At 37.3% G+C, this 23,802-nt stretch carries 26 protein-coding genes, 1 other RNA gene and 1 pseudogene; 20 read left to right on the plus strand and 8 right to left on the minus strand.

What is annotated here, in order from left to right; all coding sequences use genetic code 11:
• Positions 1-13 precede the first annotated feature (13 nt).
• From LZP85_RS05735 to LZP85_RS05745, 3 genes are all read right to left on the minus strand, one after another.
• Positions 14-679, minus strand: a complete 666-nt coding sequence (locus LZP85_RS05735) for an SIMPL domain-containing protein (protein ID WP_119543008.1) — start codon at positions 677-679, stop codon at positions 14-16.
• Positions 680-790: 111 nt separating this feature from the next.
• Positions 791-2,272 (minus strand): sodium/proline symporter PutP, encoded by a 1,482-nt coding sequence (putP, locus tag LZP85_RS05740; RefSeq protein WP_119543009.1) that lies wholly within the window; start codon positions 2,270-2,272, stop codon positions 791-793.
• Between the two features lie 348 nt (positions 2,273-2,620).
• Positions 2,621-3,148: a YhcN/YlaJ family sporulation lipoprotein gene (locus LZP85_RS05745; RefSeq protein ID WP_119543010.1), complete on the minus strand. Its 528-nt coding sequence runs from the start codon at positions 3,146-3,148 to the stop codon at positions 2,621-2,623.
• A 113-nt stretch (positions 3,149-3,261) separates the two neighbouring features.
• On the opposite strand from LZP85_RS05745, the gene LZP85_RS05750 reads away from it, so the two are divergent.
• The 3 genes from LZP85_RS05750 (at position 3,262) to LZP85_RS05760 (ending at position 4,704) form a co-directional block, all read left to right on the plus strand.
• On the plus strand, positions 3,262-3,432 hold the full coding sequence (locus LZP85_RS05750) for a hypothetical protein (protein ID WP_167556154.1): 171 nt from the start codon (positions 3,262-3,264) through the stop codon (positions 3,430-3,432).
• Positions 3,433-3,767: 335 nt separating this feature from the next.
• Positions 3,768-3,971, plus strand: a complete 204-nt coding sequence (locus LZP85_RS05755; protein WP_025907130.1) for a cold-shock protein — start codon at positions 3,768-3,770, stop codon at positions 3,969-3,971.
• 118 nt (positions 3,972-4,089) lie between these two features.
• Complete coding sequence (locus LZP85_RS05760) at positions 4,090-4,704, plus strand: acetate uptake transporter (protein WP_119543011.1); 615 nt, start codon at positions 4,090-4,092, stop codon at positions 4,702-4,704.
• A gap of 39 nt (positions 4,705-4,743) precedes the next feature.
• On the opposite strand, the gene LZP85_RS05765 is transcribed toward LZP85_RS05760, so the two are convergent.
• The 3 genes from LZP85_RS05765 to LZP85_RS05780 form a co-directional block, all read right to left on the minus strand.
• Positions 4,744-5,646 carry an AEC family transporter gene (locus LZP85_RS05765; RefSeq protein ID WP_076513268.1) on the minus strand — a complete coding sequence of 301 codons (903 nt, stop codon included), beginning with the start codon at positions 5,644-5,646 and terminating at the stop codon, positions 4,744-4,746.
• Positions 5,647-6,273: 627 nt separating this feature from the next.
• Positions 6,274-6,576, minus strand: coding sequence for a DUF6509 family protein (locus LZP85_RS05775; RefSeq protein ID WP_061785369.1), 303 nt, complete (start codon positions 6,574-6,576; stop codon positions 6,274-6,276).
• A 125-nt stretch (positions 6,577-6,701) separates the two neighbouring features.
• Positions 6,702-6,995 (minus strand): putative quinol monooxygenase, encoded by a 294-nt coding sequence (locus LZP85_RS05780; protein ID WP_119543012.1) that lies wholly within the window; start codon positions 6,993-6,995, stop codon positions 6,702-6,704.
• Positions 6,996-7,130: 135 nt separating this feature from the next.
• Between LZP85_RS05780 and LZP85_RS05785 the strand changes: the two genes are divergently transcribed.
• From LZP85_RS05785 to LZP85_RS05805, 5 genes are all read left to right on the plus strand, one after another.
• Positions 7,131-7,571, plus strand: a complete 441-nt coding sequence (locus LZP85_RS05785; RefSeq protein ID WP_138117178.1) for a MarR family winged helix-turn-helix transcriptional regulator — start codon at positions 7,131-7,133, stop codon at positions 7,569-7,571.
• Positions 7,572-7,830: 259 nt separating this feature from the next.
• On the plus strand, positions 7,831-8,781 hold the full coding sequence (locus tag LZP85_RS05790; protein WP_119543014.1) for an ABC transporter permease: 951 nt from the start codon (positions 7,831-7,833) through the stop codon (positions 8,779-8,781).
• Positions 8,774-9,724, plus strand: coding sequence for an iron chelate uptake ABC transporter family permease subunit (locus LZP85_RS05795; RefSeq protein ID WP_119543015.1), 951 nt, complete (start codon positions 8,774-8,776; stop codon positions 9,722-9,724). The genes LZP85_RS05790 and LZP85_RS05795 overlap by 8 nt, the downstream gene beginning before the upstream one ends.
• Positions 9,721-10,482 carry an iron ABC transporter ATP-binding protein gene (locus LZP85_RS05800; protein ID WP_061785364.1) on the plus strand — a complete coding sequence of 254 codons (762 nt, stop codon included), beginning with the start codon at positions 9,721-9,723 and terminating at the stop codon, positions 10,480-10,482. Before LZP85_RS05795 ends, LZP85_RS05800 begins: the two co-directional genes overlap by 4 nt.
• A 134-nt stretch (positions 10,483-10,616) precedes the next feature.
• The gene (locus LZP85_RS05805) at positions 10,617-11,570 is read left to right on the plus strand and encodes a siderophore ABC transporter substrate-binding protein (RefSeq protein WP_119543016.1); all 954 of its coding nucleotides are present in this window, start codon (positions 10,617-10,619) and stop codon (positions 11,568-11,570) included.
• 36 nt (positions 11,571-11,606) lie between these two features.
• Here LZP85_RS05805 and LZP85_RS05810 read toward each other — a convergent pair whose 3' ends face one another.
• On the minus strand, positions 11,607-11,882 hold the full coding sequence (locus tag LZP85_RS05810; protein WP_025907150.1) for a DUF4282 domain-containing protein: 276 nt from the start codon (positions 11,880-11,882) through the stop codon (positions 11,607-11,609).
• A 160-nt stretch (positions 11,883-12,042) separates the two neighbouring features.
• Here LZP85_RS05810 and LZP85_RS05815 point away from each other — a divergent pair, with 160 nt between their 5' ends.
• Both LZP85_RS05815 and LZP85_RS05820 read left to right on the plus strand, forming a co-directional pair.
• Positions 12,043-12,513, plus strand: a complete 471-nt coding sequence (locus tag LZP85_RS05815; RefSeq protein ID WP_119543017.1) for a GNAT family N-acetyltransferase — start codon at positions 12,043-12,045, stop codon at positions 12,511-12,513.
• 15 nt (positions 12,514-12,528) lie between these two features.
• A complete protein-coding gene (locus LZP85_RS05820) occupies positions 12,529-14,565 on the plus strand; it encodes a thioredoxin domain-containing protein (RefSeq protein WP_119543018.1) in 2,037 nt (678 codons plus the stop codon).
• A gap of 39 nt (positions 14,566-14,604) precedes the next feature.
• Here the strand turns inward: LZP85_RS05820 and LZP85_RS05825 are convergent, their stop codons facing one another.
• Positions 14,605-14,856: a hypothetical protein gene (locus LZP85_RS05825; protein ID WP_025909359.1), complete on the minus strand. Its 252-nt coding sequence runs from the start codon at positions 14,854-14,856 to the stop codon at positions 14,605-14,607.
• Positions 14,857-14,963: 107 nt separating this feature from the next.
• Here LZP85_RS05825 and LZP85_RS05830 point away from each other — a divergent pair, with 107 nt between their 5' ends.
• The 10 genes and pseudogenes from LZP85_RS05830 to LZP85_RS05875 all read left to right on the plus strand — a co-directional run bounded on the left by LZP85_RS05830 (position 14,964) and on the right by LZP85_RS05875 (position 23,798).
• The gene (locus LZP85_RS05830; RefSeq protein WP_206833392.1) at positions 14,964-17,234 is read left to right on the plus strand and encodes a DEAD/DEAH box helicase; all 2,271 of its coding nucleotides are present in this window, start codon (positions 14,964-14,966) and stop codon (positions 17,232-17,234) included.
• Between the two features lie 9 nt (positions 17,235-17,243).
• Positions 17,244-18,499: pseudogene (locus LZP85_RS05835) on the plus strand (ribonuclease H-like domain-containing protein).
• Between the two features lie 352 nt (positions 18,500-18,851).
• Positions 18,852-19,238, plus strand: a complete 387-nt coding sequence (locus LZP85_RS05840; protein WP_061785359.1) for a spore coat protein — start codon at positions 18,852-18,854, stop codon at positions 19,236-19,238.
• 72 nt (positions 19,239-19,310) lie between these two features.
• Complete coding sequence (locus tag LZP85_RS05845) at positions 19,311-19,862, plus strand: SLOG family protein (protein WP_025909363.1); 552 nt, start codon at positions 19,311-19,313, stop codon at positions 19,860-19,862.
• 103 nt (positions 19,863-19,965) lie between these two features.
• Positions 19,966-20,301, plus strand: a complete 336-nt coding sequence (gpsB, locus tag LZP85_RS05850; RefSeq protein ID WP_025909364.1) for a cell division regulator GpsB — start codon at positions 19,966-19,968, stop codon at positions 20,299-20,301.
• Positions 20,302-20,369: 68 nt separating this feature from the next.
• An RNA gene (gene rnpB, locus LZP85_RS05855) (RNase P RNA component class B) lies at positions 20,370-20,752 on the plus strand.
• A 191-nt stretch (positions 20,753-20,943) separates the two neighbouring features.
• A complete protein-coding gene (locus LZP85_RS05860) occupies positions 20,944-21,297 on the plus strand; it encodes a lmo0954 family membrane protein (RefSeq protein WP_224840119.1) in 354 nt (117 codons plus the stop codon).
• 12 nt (positions 21,298-21,309) lie between these two features.
• Positions 21,310-21,933, plus strand: coding sequence for a PspA/IM30 family protein (locus LZP85_RS05865; RefSeq protein WP_119543021.1), 624 nt, complete (start codon positions 21,310-21,312; stop codon positions 21,931-21,933).
• 123 nt (positions 21,934-22,056) lie between these two features.
• Positions 22,057-22,773, plus strand: a complete 717-nt coding sequence (liaF, locus tag LZP85_RS05870; RefSeq protein WP_061785356.1) for a cell wall-active antibiotics response protein LiaF — start codon at positions 22,057-22,059, stop codon at positions 22,771-22,773.
• The gene (locus tag LZP85_RS05875; protein ID WP_061785355.1) at positions 22,770-23,798 is read left to right on the plus strand and encodes a sensor histidine kinase; all 1,029 of its coding nucleotides are present in this window, start codon (positions 22,770-22,772) and stop codon (positions 23,796-23,798) included. Before liaF ends, LZP85_RS05875 begins: the two co-directional genes overlap by 4 nt.
• Positions 23,799-23,802 lie beyond the last annotated feature (4 nt).

The raw sequence follows: 23,802 nt of genomic DNA on the forward strand, positions 1-23,802 counted from the left end.
TAGCACACATACTCTAGTACCTGTATGTCACTTCTACAGCTGATACAACTGTCAGAGACTGCGTTTGAATCGGTGGAGCAGACCCAAGTGTCTTAGCTGCCACTACATAGCCACCAGGGGGCTGCTGAGTCCGTTCAGTGACTTCCAGCGGAATAGGGTTTAAGGCAACGCCTAGGGTGTCTGCAATAGCCGTTGCTTTCTCTCCAGCGTGCTGAACGGCTTGAGAAAGTGCTTGCTTTTCATAGGGTGTCGGATCTTTCACAAAAAAACGAATATCTTCTGCTACGTTTCCACCGCTTGCAACAGAGATAGCGTACACTTCACCAGCTTGTTTAATATCTGCAACATGAACTTCAAATAAATGCTGTACTTCGTATCCAACTAATGTCGTTTTGCCATCAGTGTAGTCATATTTTGGGTTAATAGTAAACGATGCGGTCTCAATATCACTTTGTTCAATTCCAGCATTTTGAAAGCCATCAATCATTGTATTGGAAACGGTAGTGTTTTCTTTTAATGCTTGCTGTACGCTTAGGTTTTCTGTACGAACACCGATAATAATGGAAATGCCATCTGGAACAGCCGTAATACGGCCTTCTCCTATCACTTTTAGCTCACGCTCATTTCCTTCACGTGATGGTGGGGGCTGGTGATTATATGGAAACATGGATGGATGCATGCTATAAACCTCCTTATAAGCTCTTATCTATATACGTATGAAGAAAAAGCTTGGGCTACGTATAGAAAATAAAAAGCTCGCAAAAAGATGTTTGCGAGCTTTCGTTTGGATTTATTTAGTTTCTTCTTCTAATGTTTCTTCCATTTCAACGAAAGTACCTTGAACTTTCGTTGAAGGATCTTTCGTTAACAAGCTGACAACGACGACAGCTAAGAAGCTTAGTACGAAACCAGGAATCATTTCATAAAGTGCTTCGCTTAATCCAGGTACGTTTACCCAAATTAATACCGTAGCAGCCCCAACAATCATACCGGCAAGAGCACCCCAACGAGTCATCTTCTTCCAGTATAGACTTAGTAAAACTGCAGGGCCAAATGCTGAACCGAACCCGGCCCATGCATAACCTACAAGACCCAAAATCGTATCATTTGGATTTAATGATAAGAGAATACCAATGATTGCGACGCCTAGTACAGATAGACGTCCTACTAAGACAAGTTCTTTATCTGTTGCTTTGCGACGGAAAAACGCTTTATAAAAGTCTTCCGTAATAGCACTTGATGTTACAAGTAGCTGAGACGAAATTGTACTCATGATTGCAGCAAGAATCGCTGCTAGTAAGAACCCTGTAATAAATGGATGGAACAATACTTGTGCGAATTTAATAAAGATTGTTTCTGGATCTGCTAATGTGGTTGCAGTTTGGTCAACATAAGCAATACCAACTAATCCAGTAAACATTGCACCGATAATGGAAATAATCATCCATCCCATCCCAATGCGTCGAGCTGGTTTTAACTCTTTAATAGACGAAATAGCCATGAATCGAACAATAATGTGAGGTTGCCCAAAGTAGCCAAGACCCCAAGCTAAGAATGAGATAATTCCAACAACCGTTGTACCTCTAAAGAAATCTAAGTACGCTGGGTCAATGTCACGAACTACATCAAACGTTGTTCCAACACCGCCTAATTCAGTAAACGCTACAATCGGTACAAGAACAAGAGCGATAAACATAATAATACCTTGTACAAAGTCGGTTAAACTTACCGCTAAAAATCCACCGAATAGTGTATAAGCAATAACAACACCTGCTGTTACAAATAAACCAATTCGATAGTCTAAACCAAACGCAGACTCGAATAATGTACCACCGGATACCATTCCAGCAGAAGTATAAAGAGTGAAGAAGACAAAAATAACGATGGCTGATACTGTTCGAAGAACTTTGGATGTATCATTGAAGCGGTTTTCAAAATAATCTGGGATTGTAATGGAGTCATTTGCTACTTCTGTGTACGTTCGAAGACGCGGAGCAACAATTAGGTAATTTAGGTAAGCTCCGATTGTTAAACCAACGGCAATCCATAAACTAGATACTCCTGTAGCATACATAGCACCTGGTAAACCCATTAACATCCAACCACTCATGTCAGATGCACCAGCTGATAGGGCTGTTACAGCAGGACCAAGTCCACGACCACCTAGCATATAGCCTGAAATGTCATCAGTAGATTTTTTATAAGCATACCAACCGATAGCTAGCATCCCTATAAAATAAATTGCTAGTGAAATAAATAAACTAATATCCACAATATCTCTCCTTTTTCTGTTTTTATATATGACTTGTGGAAAATCGTGTCATATAAACAGCTTACGGTTTTTTAAGCTAACAAACTTTTCCCAGAGTATCAAGTTATTAAACATGAATTTTTTGAAATGAAACCCGCTTCATTACATAAATAAAGCTAATGAAACCGCTTACTAAATAAAAATAAAGTAAAACTATTCTGAATATTAAAACATGTATTTATTCTTTAAAAATTAGAATAAATTACCAATAAAATTGTTGCTTTCTACTATTTAATATGATGCCTTTTGATTAAAAATATGTACACGTTCTAAAACAAAAAAAGGCCGCTTTGGAACGGCCTTTTTTAATTAACGATTGTTCGGAAATACTCGGCGTACTACTTCATTAAATTCGTCGATAATGCCGGTAATTGGCTGCCCATCTTCCAACTTGTTAACATAACCATTCATGCGATCAACAAAATCTGGGTTTGTTGAAACATATACTTCTTGAATGTTGTTGTTAGATTTTTTAACCTCATCAGCAATTTTTGTTTCCATTTCTTTTGTTAACTTGCCTTCTTTTTTATCTTCTAAAACTGCTGCAACATACGCATCACGATTCATTACAACAACGTTTGCATTTTTCACTTCACTTAATGCATTTACTCGATCGGCTGCACCGTTTGCTACTTCCATGCGTGATTCAGCATATTGATCACGCTTTTTTTCTTGCGTTACGTCATTCATATTGTTATCCATTTCATTTTCATATGAAACGTTGCGGACCGTATCGTCATTAATGAGGCCATCTTTTCCTTGGTCTGTAGTGTTACAACCAAATAATGATAAGGTTGTTGCGAAACTAACTGCTACAAAAAGTGATTTTTTTATCATGTCCCATTCCTCCTTGTGAAATAACTTTCGTTCGTTAGCTTTCGTTAAACGAGGTGAAAACATACATAGAAATTTGAAATAAGCTTATACTAAGCCAAAAAGGAGTGGTAAAAATGAACCGTGGAATTGAAGAAAGCTTATTGATTATACGAAGCGAAACAGGGAATGAACATGAGAAAACAACCTTTGCTTTAACAGAAGTAGAAGCACGATTGTTATTTGAAACGCTACAAAATAAGCGTAAAGAAGTCATCGATGAAGATTTAGACAATATGCTTACATAATAGAGAGGTGAAAGCCGAACCTGTTGATTCGGCTTTGTATTCTTTTTGAAATCAAGAAAAGAAGAATGTAAAAAACTACCGTTCTCTCTTGCATTTTAGAAAAAGTTATTGTAGAATGAAAACGTAAACATTTTTAATTTTTAAATAAAAGATTAAGTGCTCTCACTTATTTCAGAATGAGAGGATTTATTGCGAACTAGATGGTTGATACACAATTCACGTGTTATAAAGGAGATCTACTTCGTAGTAGAAAGTCTTTATAATATGTGAATTTTTTATTTACGGTGTAAATATAGAGTAACATATTAAATTTTTTACATTTTTTGGAGGTTTTTATGGCTACTAAAGGTACAGTAAAATGGTTTAATAGTGAAAAAGGATTTGGGTTCATCGAAGTTCCAGGAGAAAATGACGTATTCGTTCATTTCTCAGCTATTCAAACAGACGGATTCAAAACATTAGAAGAAGGCCAAAGCGTAGAGTTTGAAATCGTTGAAGGTCAACGTGGTCCTCAAGCTGAAAACGTTGTAAAACTTTAATTTAAATCGTTAAAAGCTACCTTATTTAAGGTAGCTTTTTCTATTTTACAAAAATGTATTGACAGCTTCTCAATAAACAAGTACCTTATTTAAGCATGTGTATTTTAGGAGGTAAAAAATGAGTCAAGTTAAAGCACAAGAAGTAAAGATTACCACTGCTGATCCATCAGCTATTGGGTTATTCGGTTTGGCAATGGTGACGCTAGTAGCATCATCACAAAAGCTGGGCTTAACAGATGGATTAGCTTTTATTTTGCCGTGGGCTATTTTCTTAGGTGGTCTTGCGCAATTGTTCGCAGCTATTCAAGATGGCAAGCATAATAATACGTTTGGTATGACTGCATTTGGAGCATTCGGATTGTTCTGGTTCGGTGTAGCTGCTTCATGGTTAATGCAGCTAGGGGTTTTTGGAGAAGAACTCGCAGTAGTTGATGGGCGACAATTAGGTATGGCTTTTATCGGCTATTTAATTTTCAGCTTATTTATGACAGTTGGAGCAATGGAAACGAATAAAGTTCTTTTCATTATTTTTGTTCTTATCGATTTCTTATTTATTGGTTTATCATTGAGTTCGTTTAATGTTATGTACCATTTCACACATTTATTAGCTGCTTTTTCAGAGCTTTTAATTGCAATTATGTCGTTCTATGGATCGGCAGCCGCAGTATTGAATACGCATTTTGGAAGAGAAGTGCTTCCGATTGGAAAACCGTTCGGGATTTTTAAAAAATGATAAAAAAGAGGAACTGTCATAGCAGTTCCTCTTTTTTATTTAGACTACAACGCTCAATACAATCGGAAGAGTAATAAGGCTCAAACAGGTGCTAATAAGCGTGGATGATGAGACAAACTCGGTGTCAGTGTTATACTCGAGCGCATACATTGTGGTATTAGCTGCTGTTGGCATGGCAGCCATAATAATGAGTATTTGCTTTGTCATTTGATCAATCGGTAAAAATTGAACAATGATAAATGCAAGAATTGGTGAAACTAATAATTTTAATGATAACGAAAAAGACAGTTTGCGAAACGCAATGTTTTTTAACTTGATATTAGCAAGCTGCATCCCTAGAACAATCATAACTGTTGGAATTGTCGCACTTGCTACTAAGCTAACTGCTTCTTCAACGGGTGGACTTAGCGTAATATGTAGAAGTTGAAAAGTCAGCCCTAAGATGGCTCCGTATACAATTGGCATTGTTGCAACAGCACGCAAAGCAGATTTGATTCCGTTCGCCTCGGGACTGCCTTTTGCAGCATAGTAAACCCCAACGGTACACATGATGAGCTGTTGAAGAACCATTAGTACAATTGCAATATCTAATCCCATCGCTCCGAATACTAATAAGACTACAGGAGTTCCGTAGTTACCGTTATTCATAAATGCAGAAGCGAGAATCATTCCACATGTTTCCGTTGTTGAATAACTCCGGATAAACCCAATTAGCCTGACAACCGCAATGATTGATAAGCAAAGAATGAGTAAAAAAGCGCCTAGGTACAAATATGTAACAGATATTAGATTCGTATAAAACGTTTGAAAGACAAGTACAGGAGACATTAGATACAATGACATTTTTGAAATGTTTTTTGCATCAAAACCAATGGTCTTTTGGCCGATAAATCCAAGAGCGAAAATGCCGAAAATAGGAAGTAGTACTTGTAGAAACTCCATCGAATCCTCCTTTCTATAAAAAAGGTAATCTACGTATAAGGTGAGAGCTGTTTTGCACTCGCGTTCTTAGAAGCATATGTTAAGTACACGCAAAGTGATAATATAATATACTTATTATACAAGAAAAGATAAGAAGAAGGGGGAAGAACCGTGCGGGATTTTCACTGTTGTGCAACCTGTCAGCATTTTAGAAGTATAAAGCTTGAAAATGGAATGAAGTATTTTTGTTCCAGGTTGGGGTATGATACGAAACCATCCTACCAGTTTAACTGCTGGAAGCCTACAGAAATAGTAAAAAAACTAATGGAACATGAAGAAAAAAAGAAATAAAAAGAGGATGGAACATAACAAAACCTTTTCTCACCTCTTTACGTTGTCAGAATAAGTTCGTTCCATTCCGCTACGGTCACTCGCTTTCCACGGGGAGGAACCTGAGCTTCCTCGCAGCGCTGCGGGATCTCAGTTTTCCCTCTATATCACGCAGGAGTCGAGTGTCCTACGCTCCATTCCACCTTGTCTCCAAAATTGTTTTCACAATCAAAATAACCTGAACGATTAAAAGTGAGGAACTCTCGATCGTTCAGGTTTATCATTGGCTGAATTAGTTATGTCCCAGCCTCTTTTTGTTTATTCTCCTGTATTTTCAGCTTCTAGATGCTTGCTACAAAATGCTTGAACTTCAACAGCTTCATCATCTTCTAGTTCAAAATCTAACACCTTATTAGTAGAGATTTCATAGAAATAAGGTTGAGAAATAGAAGATTTGCCATCATTAATAATATAAAGTGTTCGGAGACCTAAGTCACTGCCTGTATATAGTTCATCTTCTTCATCTACGTCGATATAAAGGTGAAACTCATAGCGTTCACCTGATAACATTCCAAATGGATCTTGCAATTTTTCTACGGTGTATTCACGAATTGAAAACATATGTTTATCCTTTCTGTTTGAAACAAAAATTGCTCTTAGCTTAATAATATGTAAGAGAAAAGCAACTAAAGAGCTTCTTCATTATAGCGTAAATAGTAAAAGAGAACAAAGGGTGATTTTTTATTTTAAGGATTTACAAGCTTTAATAAATGAACCGTACGATTTAAAATGAGAGCTTCTGTTTGTTTCTGATAATCTTTGTAGTGAGCACTCGATAAATGTTCATCTAAAGCATGCTTGTCTCGCCATTGTTCGTAGAAAACAAAGGTGGAGGGATTGTCAATAGATCGATGCAGGTCATATCGAATGCAGCCATTTTCGCTTTTTGAGGGTGCCAATACGTTTAGCAAGACATCATATAGTTTTTCCTCAGAACCTGGCTTTACTTCGAGGATTGCTGTTACTATTACAACTGACATAACAAATCTCCTTTGGCTACTGAAATTGTATTAGTAGTATTCCGAATATAAAGAGTTAATATGCATTTACGTAGATTGTACATAGACATTTATACGAAGGTACGATAAACTAAACCAAAAGGGGTGCACGGAAGCATGAACAAGGAAAGCTATAAATTAGATGATTCACTAGGATATCGATTGTTTCACGCCTCACGCTTAATGATGAACCGTTTAAATCATCATTTTAAAAATAACAATTATCCACTTACATATGAGCAGTGGCAGATTATGAGTCGACTATATGAAAAAGATGGCCAAACTCAAAATCAGCTAGCTATTCAAAATGAACGCGATCAAGCAAGCGTATCACGTCTAATTGATAACATGATTAAGCGTGAGTTAGTAAAGCGAGTTCCACATATAACGGATCGTCGAATTAACTTAATTTATCTAACAGAATATGGGAAAAACATCCAGTTGGAATTAGAAAAACTAGCACAGCAAACAATTAATGATGCGTCAGAGGGGTTAACAGAAGAAGAGTTAGCAACCTGCTTGTCAACGTTAAATAAAATTCGATGTAATTTACGGTAATAAGTATTCTCCGTTTGTCATGTAAGTACAAATGGAGGTTATTTTTGAATAAAAACTTGTTTAAACAAGTTTTTAAGTGGAAATGAAGAAAAAAATAGGGGAATTCTATTGACATATGATAATGATTTTCATTATCATATAATAAGTGAGAGGATAACAAGACCAGTGATGGAGACATCATTTTATTTTTTACCATGAACTGATAATGATTATCGTTATTGATATTTTTAAATTATACATAGTAAGGAAGAGTAGCAGCGTGAAAATTAGGTATCTTATTATTTTACTATTTTTATTATCGCTTATTTCGTTATTTATCGGCGTATCACCAGTAAATATTTATGGGGTCTTATCCTTTGATCAAGAGCAAATTCAAGTGCTACTAATTAGTCGTTTTCCACGATTGATTAGCATCATTATTGCTGGAGTAAGCTTAAGTATATGTGGATTGATTATGCAGCAGCTGACGAGAAATAAATTTGTTTCTCCGACGACCGCTGGAACCATGGATTCTGCACGCTTAGGTGTTTTGGTAGCATTGATGTTATTCACATCAGCTAGTCCAATTCAAAAAATGTTGGTTGCATTTGTTTTCGCTTTAATTGGAACCTTCATTTTTATGAAGATTTTGGATTCTATCAAAGTAAAAGATCGAATTTTTATTCCTCTTGTTGGTTTGATGTTTGGTAATGTCATTGGTTCCATAACGACATTTTTTGCTTATAAAAATGATTTGATTCAAAGTATTGGCTCTTGGTTGCAAGGTGATTTCTCTACCATTATTTCAGGACAATATGAGTTAATCTATTTAAGTGTTCCACTGATGATTATTGCCTACTTGTATGCTAATAAATTTACGATTGCAGGAATGGGAGAGGACTTTGCTACCAATCTAGGGTTACCATTTAAGCAGGTTGTGAACATTGGGTTAGTCATCGTAGCACTTGTGTCATCTATCGTACTATTAACGGTTGGAATGATTCCTTTTTTAGGATTAATCATTCCGAATATTGTGTCAATATATGCTGGAGATCATTTGAAAAACAGTCTTCCGCAAACAGCTTTGCTTGGAGCGGTTTTTGTACTGATTTGTGATATTTTAGGACGAGTTATCATTTATCCATACGAGATTTCCATTGGTATGATGGTTGGCGTCATTGGTAGTGGGATATTCTTGTACATGTTGATTAGGAGAAAGGCTTATGAGTAATCGATTAAAATTAATAGTTTTAGCAACCGTGACAGTTGGCGTAACTTTATTATTTTTATTTTATCAATCAAATGGTAATTGGGACTATATTCTGCCAAGGCGTCTAGAGAAATTAGCAGCAATTATCCTAACGGGATTTTCCATTGCAGTTTCCACCGTGGTGTTTCAAACAATCACTAACAATCGGATTTTAACGCCAAGTATTATTGGATTAGACTCTTTGTATATGCTTATTCAGACCCTTCTTATTTTTCTATTCGGTTCAATGAATATTGTGACGGTGAATAAAAATATAAACTTTGCAATTTCCATTGTAGGGATGGTTTTGTTTGCCATGCTTCTCTATCAAATGTTGTTTAAAAAAGAAGGAAAAAGTAACATTTATTTTTTACTGTTAGTTGGGTTGATTTTTGGAACGTTTTTCCAAAGTATCTCTTCCTTCATGCAAGTATTAATTGATCCGAATGAATTTCTAATGGTACAAGATCGAATGTTTGCAAGCTTTAATAATGTTCAGACAGAACTGCTTTTTCTATCTTCCTTATTAATTATCATACTAAGCGTATATGGGTCTCGGTATGTTAAATATTTAGACGTTTTATCACTTGGGAGAGAAGAAGCCATTAACCTTGGAATTGACTATGATGCAGTGACAAAAAAGCTTCTTGTGTTAATTGCTATCTTTATTTCTATTGCAACAGCATTGGTTGGACCCATTACTTTCTTAGGCTTGCTGGTTGTTAACGTAGCGCACGAAGTATTTAAAACGTATCGCCACACGTATCTTCTAAGTGGCTCTATTATCATTAGTATTTTCTCTTTAGTAGGTGGTTTACTAGTAGTTGAACGCGTCTTCACGTTTTCAACAACGCTCAGCGTCATTATTAACTTTATTGGTGGCGTGTATTTTCTTTATCTTTTATTGAAGGGGAGTAGAACATGATTACTGTTAACGGCGTGACAAAAAAGTACGGAAACAAAAAAGTAATAGATGATGTATCTGTTCAAATTCAAAAGGGAAAGATTACGTCATTCATCGGCCCGAATGGAGCAGGGAAAAGTACGCTGCTATCTATGATTAGTCGCATCTTAAAGAGAGATGAAGGTGAGATTCTATTAGAAGGTCACGATGTGATGAACTCAAAAAGCAACGAATTAGCAAAGAAAATTTCAATCTTAAAACAAACAAACCATTTAACGATGCGACTTACGATTCGAGAACTCGTATCATTTGGTAGGTTTCCTTATTCACAAGGAAAGTTAAAGAAAGAAGATATAGCTTATATAGATGAAGCGATTGCATATATGGAGCTTGAAGATATGCAGCATAAGTATATTGATGAGCTAAGCGGTGGGCAGAGGCAACGAGCATATATTGCAATGGTCTTAGCTCAAAATACGGATTATATCTTACTTGATGAACCTTTAAATAATTTAGATATGAAGCATTCTGTTCAAATCATGAAGGTTTTAAGGAGGCTTGTGGATGAGCTAGGGAAAACGATTATTATTGTCATTCACGACATTAATTTTGCCTCATGCTATTCAGATTATATTGTTGCTTTAAAGAATGGACAACTCATTAAGCATGGAGCAACTTCTGAAATTATTAAAGAAGATGTTCTTTTAGACGTCTATGATATGCATATTCCTATTCAAACAATTGATGGAAACAAGATAGGCGTTTATTTTTCAGCTTAGATCAAGGTGATTGTTATTTTAATCCATTAAGAGGTTGTTTAGCGCGGGGCCCTTTACATGAAGTGCGAAAATAGCAGCTTATGATTAGAGTAATTCACATATATTTTAAATACAGCGAAAAGGATGGAAGTTAGATGAAGAAGTTATATATGGTATTTCTAGCAGCGTTGCTTGCAGTTATAGTTGCGGCTTGCGGATCAAATGAAGCTAGCACGACTGCAGACAATGAAAAGAAAGAAACGAAAAAGGAAGAAACAATCACGGTTCAGCATGAATTAGGAGAAACAAAAGTAGATAAAAATCCAGATAAGGTAGTAGTCTTTGATTTTGGTACATTAGATTCTATGGACAAATTAGGAATCAACGTAACCGGTGTTCCGCAGGATAGCATGCCTTCTTATCTATCAAAATATGAAGATAAGAAGTATGAAAATGTAGGAGGATTAAAAGAACCTGACTTTGAAAAAATCAGCGAAATCAATCCGGATTTAATCATTATTTCAGGGCGTCAAGCTGATCAATACGACGAGTTTACAAAGATTGCACCGACAATTCATATGGGTTTAGACACAGAGAACTATATGACTTCATTTAAGAAAAATGCACAAACGTTAGGCGAAATCTTTGGCAAAGAAGCAGAGGTAGAAAAAGAGGTAGCGGCTGTTGAAAAAACAATGGCAACTGTGAAAGAAGAAGCTCAAGCTTCAAAGAAAAATGGTTTAATTGTTCTTGTTAACGAAGGAAAAGTAAGCGCATATGGACCAGGCTCACGCTTTGGTATTATTCATGATGAACTAGGAATTACGCCAGTTGATGCTGGTATCGAAGCTTCCACGCATGGTCAAGGCGTGTCGTTTGAATACATTGTAGAGAAGAATCCTGATTACTTGTTTGTAGTGGATCGTAGCGCAGTTGTAGGTGGGGAATCATCTGCTAAGCAAGCGCTAGAAAACGAGCTAATCAAAAAAACAAAAGCTTATAAAGAAGGAAACATTGTTTATTTAGATCCGAACTACTGGTACTTATCAGGTGGGGGACTACTTTCAGTAGCTGAGATGGCGAAAGAAATTGAAAAAGCAGTACAATGATGAAAAAGCGATGCGGTTTAAGCCGCATCGCTTTTTTTATTCTTGATTCTTTATTTCTGCCATTTTATGAAGAGCTTCATGCATTTTAAATACAACAATTAGGGTTTCACAGTAAATGCGCGTAAATAGTGGCCCCACCACAATTAATGCTAGGCCTAAAAAGACAAGGGAACCACCACCATACATGCTATTAATTCCACTTACAATAAATCCAAAACCTAATAGAATGGTTAAGACAGAGACAATAATGAAGACAATTTTAATGATAGAAGGTGTTAACATCTTGTCGAAGTTGAAAAAGCTACTATTCATTTAATTTCTCTCCTTTGGTGTGTAGACTAGTTGTTTTGTCCTTTTATACATATCAACAAGCACGGCTATTTAGAACAGAATCACTTTATTTTTTTAACGTTAAGAACCAGATAAGTTATAATGATAGAAAAGTAAAGAAGACAAACAGATGGAGGAATAAATGATTAAAGAAAATAGTGTGCTAAATAATCAGCAAGCAAAAGCCATTTTAGCTTTACAAAAACGATCATACGAAGTTGAAGCATCAATTATTCGTAGTCGTCAGATTCCACCTTTACAAGAAACGCTCCTCCACCTACAACAATCTAAAGAGATATTTTTGGGATACTACATAGAAGACACGTTAGCCGGCGTTATTTCGTTTAAAGTGCTGGGGAAAGAGTTAGATATTTACCGGTTGTTTATTGATCCTGCGCATTTTAAAAAAGGAATTGCTCAAAAATTACTAGCCTTTGTAGAAAAAAACTATTCAGCTACTAAGATATCTGTTTCAACGGCTTCAAAGAATATGCCAGCTATTTGTCTTTATCAAAAGAAAGGTTTTGTCGTGATAAGAACTACAAAAATAAATGATGAGCTAACCCTAGTTCATTTGGAGAAAGTAATAGAAGGCGGTAAACTATCATTATAGAAAGAAGGTGTAAAGATGCAAAAATATACTAACGCACTGATTCATGAGAAATCTCCTTATCTGCTACAGCACGCACATAACCCAGTTAATTGGTATCCGTGGGGAGAAGAAGCCTTTGAAAAAGCCAGGCGTGAAAATAAGCCTGTATTTGTATCAATTGGATATAGCACTTGTCATTGGTGCCACGTGATGGAAAAAGAAAGCTTTGAAGATGAAGAAGTCGCAGATTTATTAAATAGACACTTTATTGCAATTAAAGTAGACCGCGAAGAGCGACCAGATATCGATTCCATTTACATGCGCGTATGCCAAATGATGACCAATCACGGAGGTTGGCCTTTAAACGTCTTTTTAACACCTGACCAAAAACCGTTTTATGCGGGTACCTATTTCCCAAAGAATAGCGCTTATAATAGACCAGGTATGATGGATGCGCTACCGCAGCTCGCTGAAAAGTTTCTGCATGAGCGGTCCTTTGTTGAAAAGGTAGGAGAGCAGGTTGTAAAAGGTTTAAAAGCTTCTGTACATATTCCTTCAGACAGCACAATTGATGAAGCTACCCTTCATCAAGCATTTCAGCAGCTCGTTGGTCAATTTGATCCAGTGTATGGAGGATTTGGGCAATCACCGAAATTTCCAATGCCGCATACGCTGACATTTTTGCTTCGATATCATCGATTAACCAATAATGATACGGCGCTGTTAATGGTTGAAAAAACGCTTGATTCGTTAGCCTCAAGCGGTCTCTATGATCAAATTGGTGGTGGGTTTGCGAGGTATTCAACAGATCAACAATGGATGATTCCGCACTTTGAAAAAATGCTCTATGACCAAGGGCTGTTGCTACATGCTTATATTGAAGCATATCAAATGACGAAGAAACAGCGCTATCGTGAAATAATTGAAGAGAGTATCACATTTTTAATTCGTGAAATGAGAGATAGTCAAACGGGTGCATTCTATTCAGCGATTGACGCTGACTCAGAAGGAGCAGAAGGAACCTATTACGTATGGTCAAAAGAAGAAATAACAAACCTTTTCACTGAAGAGGAAGCCGAGTTTGTCTGCAGTGCATATAGCATTACGGAAGAAGGGAATTTTGAAGGCAAGAACCACCTTCATTTAATTCCAACGGAAATAGAAGAGCTAGCCAAGCACAGTAAACAATCCGTTGAAGAAACGAAAACTAAGCTAAAAAAATGCAATAAAAAACTGTTAAAAGAGCGTCAAAAACGCATATACCCTCACGTTGATGATAAGATTTTAACATCTTGGAATGGCTTGATTATAAGCGCATTAGCAAAAGCGGGTCGGACATTGCAAAATGAAACATTTACAGAGCTAGCTGAGCAGGCTGCGCTTTTTATCCACGAAAATATGTACGAGACGGAGCGCTTAATGGTTCGCTATCGTGAAGGAGAAGTAAAGGAAAAAGGTTTAATTGATGACTATGCGTTTTTATTATGGGCTTATAACGATCTTTACGACGCGACACTCAAAGTAGATTATCTTACGAAGGCGAAAGCACTTGCAGAGAATATGACTTCATTATTTTGGGATGAAGACAAAGGCGGGTTTTTCTTTACTGGAAGTGATGCAGAGCAACTGCTTGTGCGTGAAAAAGAAGTGTACGATGGTGCTCTCCCATCCGGTAATAGCGTCGCCGTTTGCCAGCTTTTACGTTTAGGTCACCGAACAGGAAACGAAAAGTTATTACAAATGGTTGAAAAGATGGAGCGAACGTTTTATTCACTTATTCGAATGCAAGCCAGTAGCCATACGCAGTTTTTACAAGCGCGGCTTGAACAAGCAATCGGGATAAAAGAAATGGTTGTGTTAACTAAAGGTAAAGTAGAAGAAATACAGCTTTTGAAGACGTCATTTATACCAGAAGTTGTATGGTTGGTTGGGAATAAAAACGAACTGATGCCACATGCTGATTTCCTAGAGAGCTATGACCAAAGAGGTGAGTCGACCATTTATGTATGTAAAGATTTTGCGTGCGAGCGTCCGTCTATGGAAATAAAAAAGGCTATTGAAGCAGTTTTATAAAAGTAATAAAATACCGCCATTCCTCTATGGCGGTATTTTTTATGATAGTTGCTTGCTTTCAGCGTGTTTTACAAATGTATATTCATCTTCAATTAAACCACATGCTGCGCACTGAATGCGGCGTTCTGGGCCACGGTATGGCGCATGGAAAGCATCTAGTGAATCATTGGTATATTCTGTTACAACGTCACCAGAGCGAGGATCTAATTTGACTGCCGTAGCTTTTTGCTCAATGATATTAAAGCGCGTTCGGTTTGTTTTACAGCTTGGACATAAATAAGGATTTCCCATGTTGTCCACCTCCTAGTTGTTACGATGTCCCTTTTTTGAAAAAACATACAAAAACTAATGATTTGAAACAAGCCTTAAATTCGTTAAAATAAAGCTAGGTGATGAAGATGAAAATACGTAAAAATTTACAAGAAGTAATGAACGTGTTGCAAACGAATGAACAGTTTAAATCCAACATCGTTCATTGGCATACAATTGAAGAAAAAGAAGCAAAAACAAGTCCTTTTCCTTCACAAATTCATGAGAAAATACGTGCGGGATTAGAGAAGAGAGGAATTCTATCGCTTTATACGCATCAAGCTACAGCTTTTACATATGCGTATGAGAAGAAAAATGTAGTTGCCGTTACGCCTACTGCTTCAGGAAAGACGCTTTGTTACAACCTTCCTGTCCTTCAAAGTATCATGGAAAATGAGCAGTCCCGTGCGCTATATTTGTTTCCAACAAAAGCTCTTGCACAAGACCAAAAGACGGAGCTAAATGAACTGATTGAAGAAATGGACGTTTCAATTAACAGCTACACATACGATGGAGACACGCCAGCTAATATTCGTCAAAAGGTGCGCAAAGCGGGTCATGTTGTCATTACAAACCCTGATATGCTTCACTCTGCTATTTTGCCTCATCATACAAAATGGGTATCGTTGTTTGAGAATTTAAAGTATATCGTTATTGATGAGCTTCATACGTATCGAGGCGTATTCGGAAGCCACGTAGCAAACGTTATTCGACGCTTGAAGCGAATCTGCCGCTATTATGGCAGTAACCCAGTGTTTATATGTACGTCCGCTACAATTGCCAATCCAAAAGAGCTTGCAGAGCATCTTTTAGGAGAGCAGGTGGAGCTTGTCGATAATAACGGAGCACCGAGTGGAAAAAAACATTTTATCTTTTACAACCCACCCGTCGTAAATAAGCCACTAAATATTAGGAGAAGCGCTACGCTGGAGGTTCGTAACATCGCAGGAGAGTTTTTGAAGAATAAAATCCAAACAATCGTTTTTGCTCGAAGTCGCGTTCGGGTTGAAATTATCTTAACGTATTTACAAGAGCTTGTAAAAAATCAGCTGAAAGATAAATCCATTCAAGGGTACCGGGGGGGATACTTACCTAAGCAGAGACGTGAAATTGAAAAGGGACTGCGTAGAGGAGAAATTTATGGGGTCGTCAGCACAAATGCACTAGAGCTTGGAGTAGATATTGGGCAGCTGCAAGTATGTGTGATGACAGGTTATCCTGGAACAGTTGCAAGTGCTTGGCAACAAGCTGGACGTGCAGGGCGCAGACACGGAGAAGCCGTTATTGTGATGGTTGCTAGTTCGAGCCCTCTGGATCAATATATGATTCAAAACCCTGAATATTTCTTCAGTCGTAACCCTGAAACGGCACGCATTAATCCTGATAACTTAGTGATCTTAGTGGATCATTTAAAGTGTGCCTCCTATGAACTGCCCTTTAAGCAAGGAGAAACGTTTGACGGTGTGGATATTGAAGATGTATTGGAGTTTTTAGGAGAAGAGCGCGTGATTCACCTAAGCGGTGATAAGTGGTATTGGATGAACGATTCATTTCCAGCTCACAATATCAGTTTGAGATCTGCTTCACAAGAAAATGTCGTTATTATTGATCAGTCAGACGTCGCCAACGTAAAGGTCATCGGAGAGATGGACCGTTTCAGTGCAATGACGCTTTTACATGATGAAGCTATTTATTTACATCAAGGTATTCAATATCAAGTTGAGTATTTAGATTGGGATGAAAAAAAAGCATACGTACGTGAAGTCACCGCTGATTATTTTACAGACGCCAATTTAGCCGTTAACTTAAAAGTGTTGGAAGCCGATAAAGAAACGAAAGCACCTTCTTATACGATGGGATACGGAGATGTAATGGTAAGCGCGATGGCTACTATTTTTAAGAAGATTAAATTTGAGACGCATGAAAACATTGGGTCAGGTCCAATTCATTTGCCTGAGGAAGAGCTGCATACCAATGCAGTTTGGCTTAGTTTTTCAAAAGAAGTATTCCAAGAGTCAGAAGAACGATTAGAACAGGCTCTATTATCAGTTGCTACTACCATTCAGTCAATTGCACCGTTAATGGTGATGTGTGACCCTTCTGATTTACATGTTGTTCCGCAAGTGAAAGCCGTTCATAATGAAGAGCCAACCATCTTTTTATATGATCGTTACCCTGGTGGAATTGGACTGAGTGATAAAGTATACGAACAAATGAAAGAAGTGTTAGAAGAAGCGCAGCAGCTTATTGCTACTTGTCATTGTGAAAGCGGCTGTCCATCCTGTATTGGATTAGAGGGGCAAGGTGAACATGCTAAACAGGATGCGCTCTCACTGCTTCAGCTATTATTAGCAAGGTAGGTGCAAGAAATGTCGTTGAAAAATAAGCTTAATCGAATGAAAAAGCATTTGCATGTGGAAGAGAAAGTGCCTGTTTTAAAAAGTGAACCGGTTAATCATCAACAAATAGCCTATGAACAGCAGTGGAATGAAAAATTTGCTAAGCCTTATTTTAGCGAGGATAACTACTGCATGATTCGTGAAGTGCGCTATCCAATTGGCTATCGTCACGGACATTATGCATTTTCAGAACTACAGAAAGTGATAGAAGCATGGAATAAGTCTCCGCTATCACATCCACTTTCTGCAAAAGGGCATAAAATGTCGGATTTGTTTTTCTTCGATACAGAAACGACGGGGTTGAGTACGGGAACAGGAACGACTATCTTTTTACTGGGCTATGCACAGGTGATAGAAGATGAAGTGATATTTAGGCAGCATGTGTTAACCGAGCCAAGCGGTGAAGTTGCGTTTTACGAAAGCTTTTTAAAAGCCGTTGATTATACAACGCTCGTCACTTATAACGGAAAGTCTTTTGATTGGCCTCATGTAAAAACAAGACACACGTTATTAAGAGACCATTTACCGAAACTTCCTAAGTTTGGGCATTTTGATTTACTACACGCTTCAAGAAGGCTTTGGAAACATAAAATGGATTCTGTTAAGCTTGCAAATGTTGAAAAAGAGGTGCTGGGGTTGAACGTGTTAATGATGTCCCAGGGTTTTTAGCACCAATGATTTATTTTGATTTCATAGAAAGCAAAAATCCTCAAGGGTTATTTGAAGTAATGGATCATAATGAATCAGATATCCTCTCTTTAATTACGCTCTATATTCACCTGTCAAAGCAACTTCTCTCTGAGCATAAAGCTACGTTGAAAGAGAAATTTGAAGTCGCTCGTTGGTACGAACAGCTCGGTGAAAAACAAGAGGCGTTAGCATTGTATGAAGATGTGGCTAATGCAAAAAGTGATGAAGAGTATCAAGCGATCCGAGCTATTGCTTTTGAGCATAAGCGTAACAAGCAATTTGAAAAGGCAGAAGAGCTGTTTTTATATGTTGTTTCCAATGCGCCAATACTTCTTCAAACTGAAGCAGCCGTTGAGCTTGCTAAATTATATGAACATAAGTTTAAAAACTATGAGCGTGGGGTATTTTATGCAGAAAAAGCCTTACAGCTGACGGAAGAAAGTCAAACGTTCATTGAAAATGATAAACTAGAAGCTCTATACAAGCGGATTAATCGGGTTAGATATAAAGATAAAATGTATACATCTCACTTATAATGATTGTTAATTTATTACTGAAAATTCCAAATTGTTAAATTTTAGTTTTCTCTATTTTAAATATTGTTCTATTTTTCAGTCGTTGATAAAATAAGACATTGTATTGCTGTTTTAGCAATTTATATCAAAAATATAGAACTTTGGTGAGATGGAGAGAAGTAATATGAAAAATGTCATTTTGGTATCATTTTTCGCAATTATTTGTTTGACGGTAATTATTTTTAGTAGCATGAAAAACACGTACTTTTCTTTGATGTAGTTTTAGAAAAATAGGTGTTTACATTAGTACATGTACACCCCTTATCACATACTGTAGTAATGTAATAACTAAACAGTGAAAGGGGAAAACATCATGTATCCAAGACCAGTAAAGTGCATGCCACCAATCGTGCACCCAACAAAATGTTGTACACAGTTTAACAATCAGGAGGTAGTTGTACCTCATATTCATCCAAGCCATAACACGCTAGTGAATCAAACGAATTTTAAACATGTACACTATTTTCCACAAACACAATCTGTTGTAAATCAACAAACAAGCCAACAGTTCTTTGGTGGTGCACAACAATTTCCTACACAAGTAGGTGGGGCAATGTCTCCAGGAATGCCCAACCAAGTGGCTGGTGCTCAAATGCCAGGCATGATGCCAGGTATGATGCCAGGTCAAGGCAATCAAGTAGCAGGAGCGATGGAAAACGGCATGATGCCAGGATATCCAGGTGCAAAAAGAAGATTTTAATAAGAAATAAATCAATTGATAGGGGCTGAATATTTCAGTTCCTATTCTTATATTTAAAGGAGTGCTTACACGATGAAAGTGCTGACAATTTCAGGGTATAAACCATTTGAATTAGGGATTTTTAATGATCAGCACCCTGGTATTTCATACATAAAAAAAGCAGTAATGAAGCGTTTAGTACCGCTCATTGAAGAAGGGCTTGAATGGGTCCTAATCAGTGGCCAGCTCGGTGTAGAATTGTGGGCTGCTGAAGTGATATTTGACCTGCAGCTGGAATACCCCCAGCTACAGCTTGGTGTATTAACCCCTTTTTTAGATCAGGAAGAGAAGTGGAACGAAGCGAATAAAGAACTTTATGAATTTATCGTGAGCCAAGCTGATTTTGTGGATAGCATTACAAAAAAGAAGTATGAAAGTCCTAATCAGTTCCGCTTGAAAAATCAATTTTTAATTGAAAAAAGCGATGGGATTTGCCTTGTATATGATGAAGAGCATGAGGGTAGCCCAAAATTTATGCTAAAAGTAGCCCAAGATAAGGCTGAAAAGAGTGAATACCCGATTATCACCATTACATCCTATGATTTACAAGATATAGTTGAAGAGGAGAAGTTTTCATCTTTTTAAACAATATTGAAAAACATTTTGCAAGATAAATTGACAAGTTGAGCTATTTCTGAAAAAATGGTTTATAATAAACAAGAGGTTTATTGTATTCGAGGTGATTGAAATGTTAGCTGATAAAATTCGTTTAACAGCAAAAGAAATTTTGGAAAAAGAGTTCAAAACAGGAATGAGAGGCTATAATCAAGAGGAAGTCGATAAATATTTAGACTCCATTATTAAAGATTATGAAGCGTTTCATGAAGAAATCGAGTTACTACAGGCAGAAAATTTACGCTTAAAAAAGCAAGTGGAAGAGTTATCAAAACGTCCACAATCTACAACGGCACCGTCTTATACGCCGCCACCAGCACAACAGCAGGCTGGTACGACAAACTTTGATATTTTAAAACGTTTGTCTAATCTTGAAAAGCATGTATTTGGTAGCAAGCTATACGAATGATGAAGAATAAAAATAGGAGTTGCAATTAACTCCTATTTTTATTATAATTAGAAAGGTCGTAATCAATAGCGTTTGGGTAATTGCTGCATCTCTTTGAAGATGTAGAGGAAAGTCCATGCTCGCACAGGCTGAGATGCTTGTAGTGTTCGTGCCTAGTGAAGTCATAAGCTAGGGTAGCGTAACTGCTAACGGCGGGGAAAAAGCCTAAGTCTTAGGATATGGTTTGAATACTCTGAAAGTGCCACAGTGACGAAGTCTCATTAGAAATAATGAGAGTGGAACGAGGTAAACCCCACGAGCGAGAAACCCAAATAATGGTAGGGGAACTTTCCCAAAGGAATTGAACAGAGGGAAGGACAAAATGCACGCATTTTGTAGATAGATAATTACCACCGGAGTACGAGGTAGCTAGCCGCTTGTAGTACAAAGGAACAAAACATGGCTTACAGAACGCTATTGAACAGCAGTCGACACTAGTTGTTAACCAAATATATTCGCACCAGCTCTTCATATCATGAAGAGCTTTTTTTGTGTGCTTTTTTCTGTACTAAGCCTCAGGTCTTAGATGAAAATCAAGCTTAAGCTCGTTTTGGAAAGAAAGAATTGTAGGTAAGATGAGAATAGAAAAAGAAAGGAGGCAACATGATGAAAAAATTTGGACTATTTATTCTGGGCCTAATAGCAGCGGTTGTGCTTATTGCTAATTTAGGACCGATGATGCTAATGCTACTAGGGCTTGTCATTTTATATGGTGTATGGAAGCAGGTAGTAAAAGCAACATCTTCATTTAAGAAAGCAGCTTTTGCAGTACTTGGTGTGATTGTTATCTTGAGCATGATTGCTAACGTACCAGCATTTTTCGGTATCTTAGCAGCCATTGCGCTTTACTTTGTATACACCAAGTGGAACGATAATGACGTGAAAGAAATTAAAACAGAGGATCCATTTCAAAACTTTGAAAACCAATGGACAGAATTAAATAAACAATCTTATTAAGGAGTGAACGTTATGAAAAATATTTTTACACGTATGAAAGAATCAATCTCATCGGACTTGCACAATATGCTTGACCAAAAGCAAGAAAAAAACCCAATTGCAGCTTTGAATTACTATTTGCGCCAATGCGAAGAAGAAACAGAACGAGTTCGAAAGTTGGTGGAACGTCAGCACCTATTAAAAGAACAGCTTGTGCGTGAATATAAGCTAGCATCGGCAATGAAAGAAAAGCGCCAGCAGCAAGCGGAAGTAGCTCTGCAAGCTCAAGAAAATGAGCTGTATGAATTTGTTCAAAAAGAGCATGCTCAATATGAAGAGCGTACAGAACGCTTGAACATATCGGTTCAGCACGTCACCAAGCAGCTTGATGAATTAGAGCGTAAATATGAAGAAATGAAGCACAAGCTGAAGGATATGCATATTCGCCGAATGGAACTGATGGGGCGTGAAAATGTTGCGCGAGCAAATCATCGAATGAACACTGTTTTAAACAACGATGAACTAGCATCAAGTGAATATTCTAAGTTTTCGGATATCGAAAACTATATTGATCAATTAGAAAATCAAATTAATACCGATTATTATCGTCAAACAATTGACAGCAAAATTGCAGCTTTACAAAAAGAAGCAAAATAAGTTTAATTAGGATGAAAAAATGTAATCTCATAGACAAAACGTGATATTCTAAAAAGGGCGTAGTAGTAGCTACGCCTTTTTCATCAAGAGGAAATGCCTGCAAAGCGAAAGGAGGAGAACGGCATGAAAAGAATTGTAGACAATGGATACTTCAATCTAATAATCATTACAGCTCTATTTATTTTATTTGTTGAAGTTGTCTTTTTTCATAGCGGGTTTATTTTTGCACTCCTCGTTGCTGGTGCTTTTATCTATATAGGGCGAAAACGTCTACCAAGGCGCTCAGGTAAAATCTTATTTTGGATAGGAATCATTGGTGCGATTTTAAATTTAGTTAATACAGTCGCATTTCAGTTTTTGGTCATTGCAATTTTTTTCTATTATTTATTTCATTTTGTTAAGTCTAAAAAAGAACCGGTATATATTACGCCTTTAACAGAAAGTCGAGAATCCCTGCGAGCGCAAAGGCAGCTGTTGAAAAATTCATTTATATCGCGACAGCGAACAGACGAAACCGTTTACGAATGGAGTGACATTAATATTCAAAATGTGTGGAGCGATGTGGTAATTGATCTTAGCTACACCGTGCTTCCAAAGGGTGAATCGGTTATTTTTATTCGACAACTAGCGGGTAACGTGACCATTTTTATTCCATACGAAACAGAAATTTCGGTTAATCATTCTTCTATGGCTGGAGCAGTTACAATCTTTGATCATGCGCAATCTTTTGCGCCACTTCAAAACGTGTATATGAAAACGCCAGAATTTGATGAGGCATCACAAAAAATAAAAGTAATGATTTCAATGGGCGTTGGAAGTTTAGAGGTGAAGCGAATATGAGCGTTATTCAGCGCCAGTTACTATGGGGAATCACGATAGCCTTTACAACGTTTATTACAATGATAATTAGCGTGTTTATGGCGTTTCCTATCCAACGGTTTACAGAGCTATGGGAACGAGAAGTGTTTGACGTTCCTTTTATTCTTTTCTCCATCACGAGTAGTCTAACGATAGGAGCAATTTTTGGAGGCGTTTCTGGATTGCTTTGGAGGCAACAGCTTGAAGTGATTGAGAATCGATTGCGTGAGATGAAAAACCGTCAATATCAAGATCGAAATGATAAAACAACGGTTCAAGAAGTAGAAGGTATTTTATCTAATGTAAAAGAAGTTCAACGCTTAATGAGCGAGCAGGTTGAACAATCGCAAAAAATGGTTAATGAAAAAGTGGAGGATCAGCAAAAGCGAGTTCAAGAAGTCATTGTGCAAGAGCGAAATCGATTAGCTCGTGAGCTTCATGATTCTGTGAGTCAGCAACTGTTTGCCGCATCCATGCTCATGTCAGCTTTAACAGAATCAACGGATGAAGATTCTCCGAAAAGCAAGCAGTTAAAAATGGTAGAAGAAATGATTAATCAATCGCAGTTAGAAATGAGGGCACTGCTACTACATTTGCGACCAGCTGCATTAAAAGGAAAATCGTTGCAAGAGGGCATTACAGAACTTTTATTAGAACTTGCTCAAAAAGTTCCGATGGAGCTTAAGTGGAATGTAGAAGAGTTTTTACTAGATAAAGGAGTAGAAGACCATCTATTTCGAATTGCTCAAGAATCTGTTTCCAATGCACTGAGGCATTCTAAAGCATCCATGCTGAAGGTACTGCTCGTTCAGCGTGACAGCTTAGTTATTCTACGTATTGAAGACGATGGTATCGGTTTTGATGTAGAAATGGAAAAAGTAGGCTCTTATGGATTGCAAAATATGCATGAGCGAGCCGTTGAAGTAGGAGCTACCTTAAAAATTGTTAGTTTGCCAAATCAAGGGACGAAGTTAGAAGTAAAGGTCCCGCTCATTCATAACGAATAGACTG

The sequence above is a fragment of the Priestia flexa genome (assembly GCF_021441905.1).
GTDB classification, from domain to species: Bacteria; Bacillota; Bacilli; order Bacillales; family Bacillaceae_H; genus Priestia; species Priestia flexa.

Excerpts from the sequence above, each read along its gene's own strand:
- LZP85_RS05765 (WP_076513268.1), bottom strand. The coding sequence starts at position 5,646 with ATGGAGTTTCTACAAGTACTACTTCCTATTTTCGGCATTTTCGCTCTT.
- LZP85_RS05750 (WP_167556154.1), top strand. The coding sequence starts at position 3,262 with ATGAACCGTGGAATTGAAGAAAGCTTATTGATTATACGAAGCGAAACA.
- LZP85_RS05775 (WP_061785369.1), bottom strand. The coding sequence starts at position 6,576 with ATGTTTTCAATTCGTGAATACACCGTAGAAAAATTGCAAGATCCATTT.
- LZP85_RS05810 (WP_025907150.1), bottom strand. The coding sequence starts at position 11,882 with ATGAATAGTAGCTTTTTCAACTTCGACAAGATGTTAACACCTTCTATC.
- LZP85_RS05860 (WP_224840119.1), top strand. The coding sequence starts at position 20,944 with ATGATGAAAAAATTTGGACTATTTATTCTGGGCCTAATAGCAGCGGTT.
- LZP85_RS05820 (WP_119543018.1), top strand. The coding sequence starts at position 12,529 with ATGCAAAAATATACTAACGCACTGATTCATGAGAAATCTCCTTATCTG.
- LZP85_RS05745 (WP_119543010.1), bottom strand. The coding sequence starts at position 3,148 with ATGATAAAAAAATCACTTTTTGTAGCAGTTAGTTTCGCAACAACCTTA.
- LZP85_RS05825 (WP_025909359.1), bottom strand. The coding sequence starts at position 14,856 with ATGGGAAATCCTTATTTATGTCCAAGCTGTAAAACAAACCGAACGCGC.
- LZP85_RS05875 (WP_061785355.1), top strand. The coding sequence starts at position 22,770 with ATGAGCGTTATTCAGCGCCAGTTACTATGGGGAATCACGATAGCCTTT.
- LZP85_RS05785 (WP_138117178.1), top strand. The coding sequence starts at position 7,131 with ATGAACAAGGAAAGCTATAAATTAGATGATTCACTAGGATATCGATTG.
- LZP85_RS05815 (WP_119543017.1), top strand. The coding sequence starts at position 12,043 with ATGATTAAAGAAAATAGTGTGCTAAATAATCAGCAAGCAAAAGCCATT.
- LZP85_RS05865 (WP_119543021.1), top strand. The coding sequence starts at position 21,310 with ATGAAAAATATTTTTACACGTATGAAAGAATCAATCTCATCGGACTTG.
- LZP85_RS05840 (WP_061785359.1), top strand. The coding sequence starts at position 18,852 with ATGTATCCAAGACCAGTAAAGTGCATGCCACCAATCGTGCACCCAACA.
- liaF (WP_061785356.1), top strand. The coding sequence starts at position 22,057 with ATGAAAAGAATTGTAGACAATGGATACTTCAATCTAATAATCATTACA.
- LZP85_RS05845 (WP_025909363.1), top strand. The coding sequence starts at position 19,311 with ATGAAAGTGCTGACAATTTCAGGGTATAAACCATTTGAATTAGGGATT.
- LZP85_RS05805 (WP_119543016.1), top strand. The coding sequence starts at position 10,617 with ATGAAGAAGTTATATATGGTATTTCTAGCAGCGTTGCTTGCAGTTATA.
- LZP85_RS05780 (WP_119543012.1), bottom strand. The coding sequence starts at position 6,995 with ATGTCAGTTGTAATAGTAACAGCAATCCTCGAAGTAAAGCCAGGTTCT.
- LZP85_RS05760 (WP_119543011.1), top strand. The coding sequence starts at position 4,090 with ATGAGTCAAGTTAAAGCACAAGAAGTAAAGATTACCACTGCTGATCCA.
- LZP85_RS05800 (WP_061785364.1), top strand. The coding sequence starts at position 9,721 with ATGATTACTGTTAACGGCGTGACAAAAAAGTACGGAAACAAAAAAGTA.
- LZP85_RS05830 (WP_206833392.1), top strand. The coding sequence starts at position 14,964 with ATGAAAATACGTAAAAATTTACAAGAAGTAATGAACGTGTTGCAAACG.
- LZP85_RS05735 (WP_119543008.1), bottom strand. The coding sequence starts at position 679 with ATGCATCCATCCATGTTTCCATATAATCACCAGCCCCCACCATCACGT.
- LZP85_RS05795 (WP_119543015.1), top strand. The coding sequence starts at position 8,774 with ATGAGTAATCGATTAAAATTAATAGTTTTAGCAACCGTGACAGTTGGC.
- gpsB (WP_025909364.1), top strand. The coding sequence starts at position 19,966 with ATGTTAGCTGATAAAATTCGTTTAACAGCAAAAGAAATTTTGGAAAAA.
- LZP85_RS05755 (WP_025907130.1), top strand. The coding sequence starts at position 3,768 with ATGGCTACTAAAGGTACAGTAAAATGGTTTAATAGTGAAAAAGGATTT.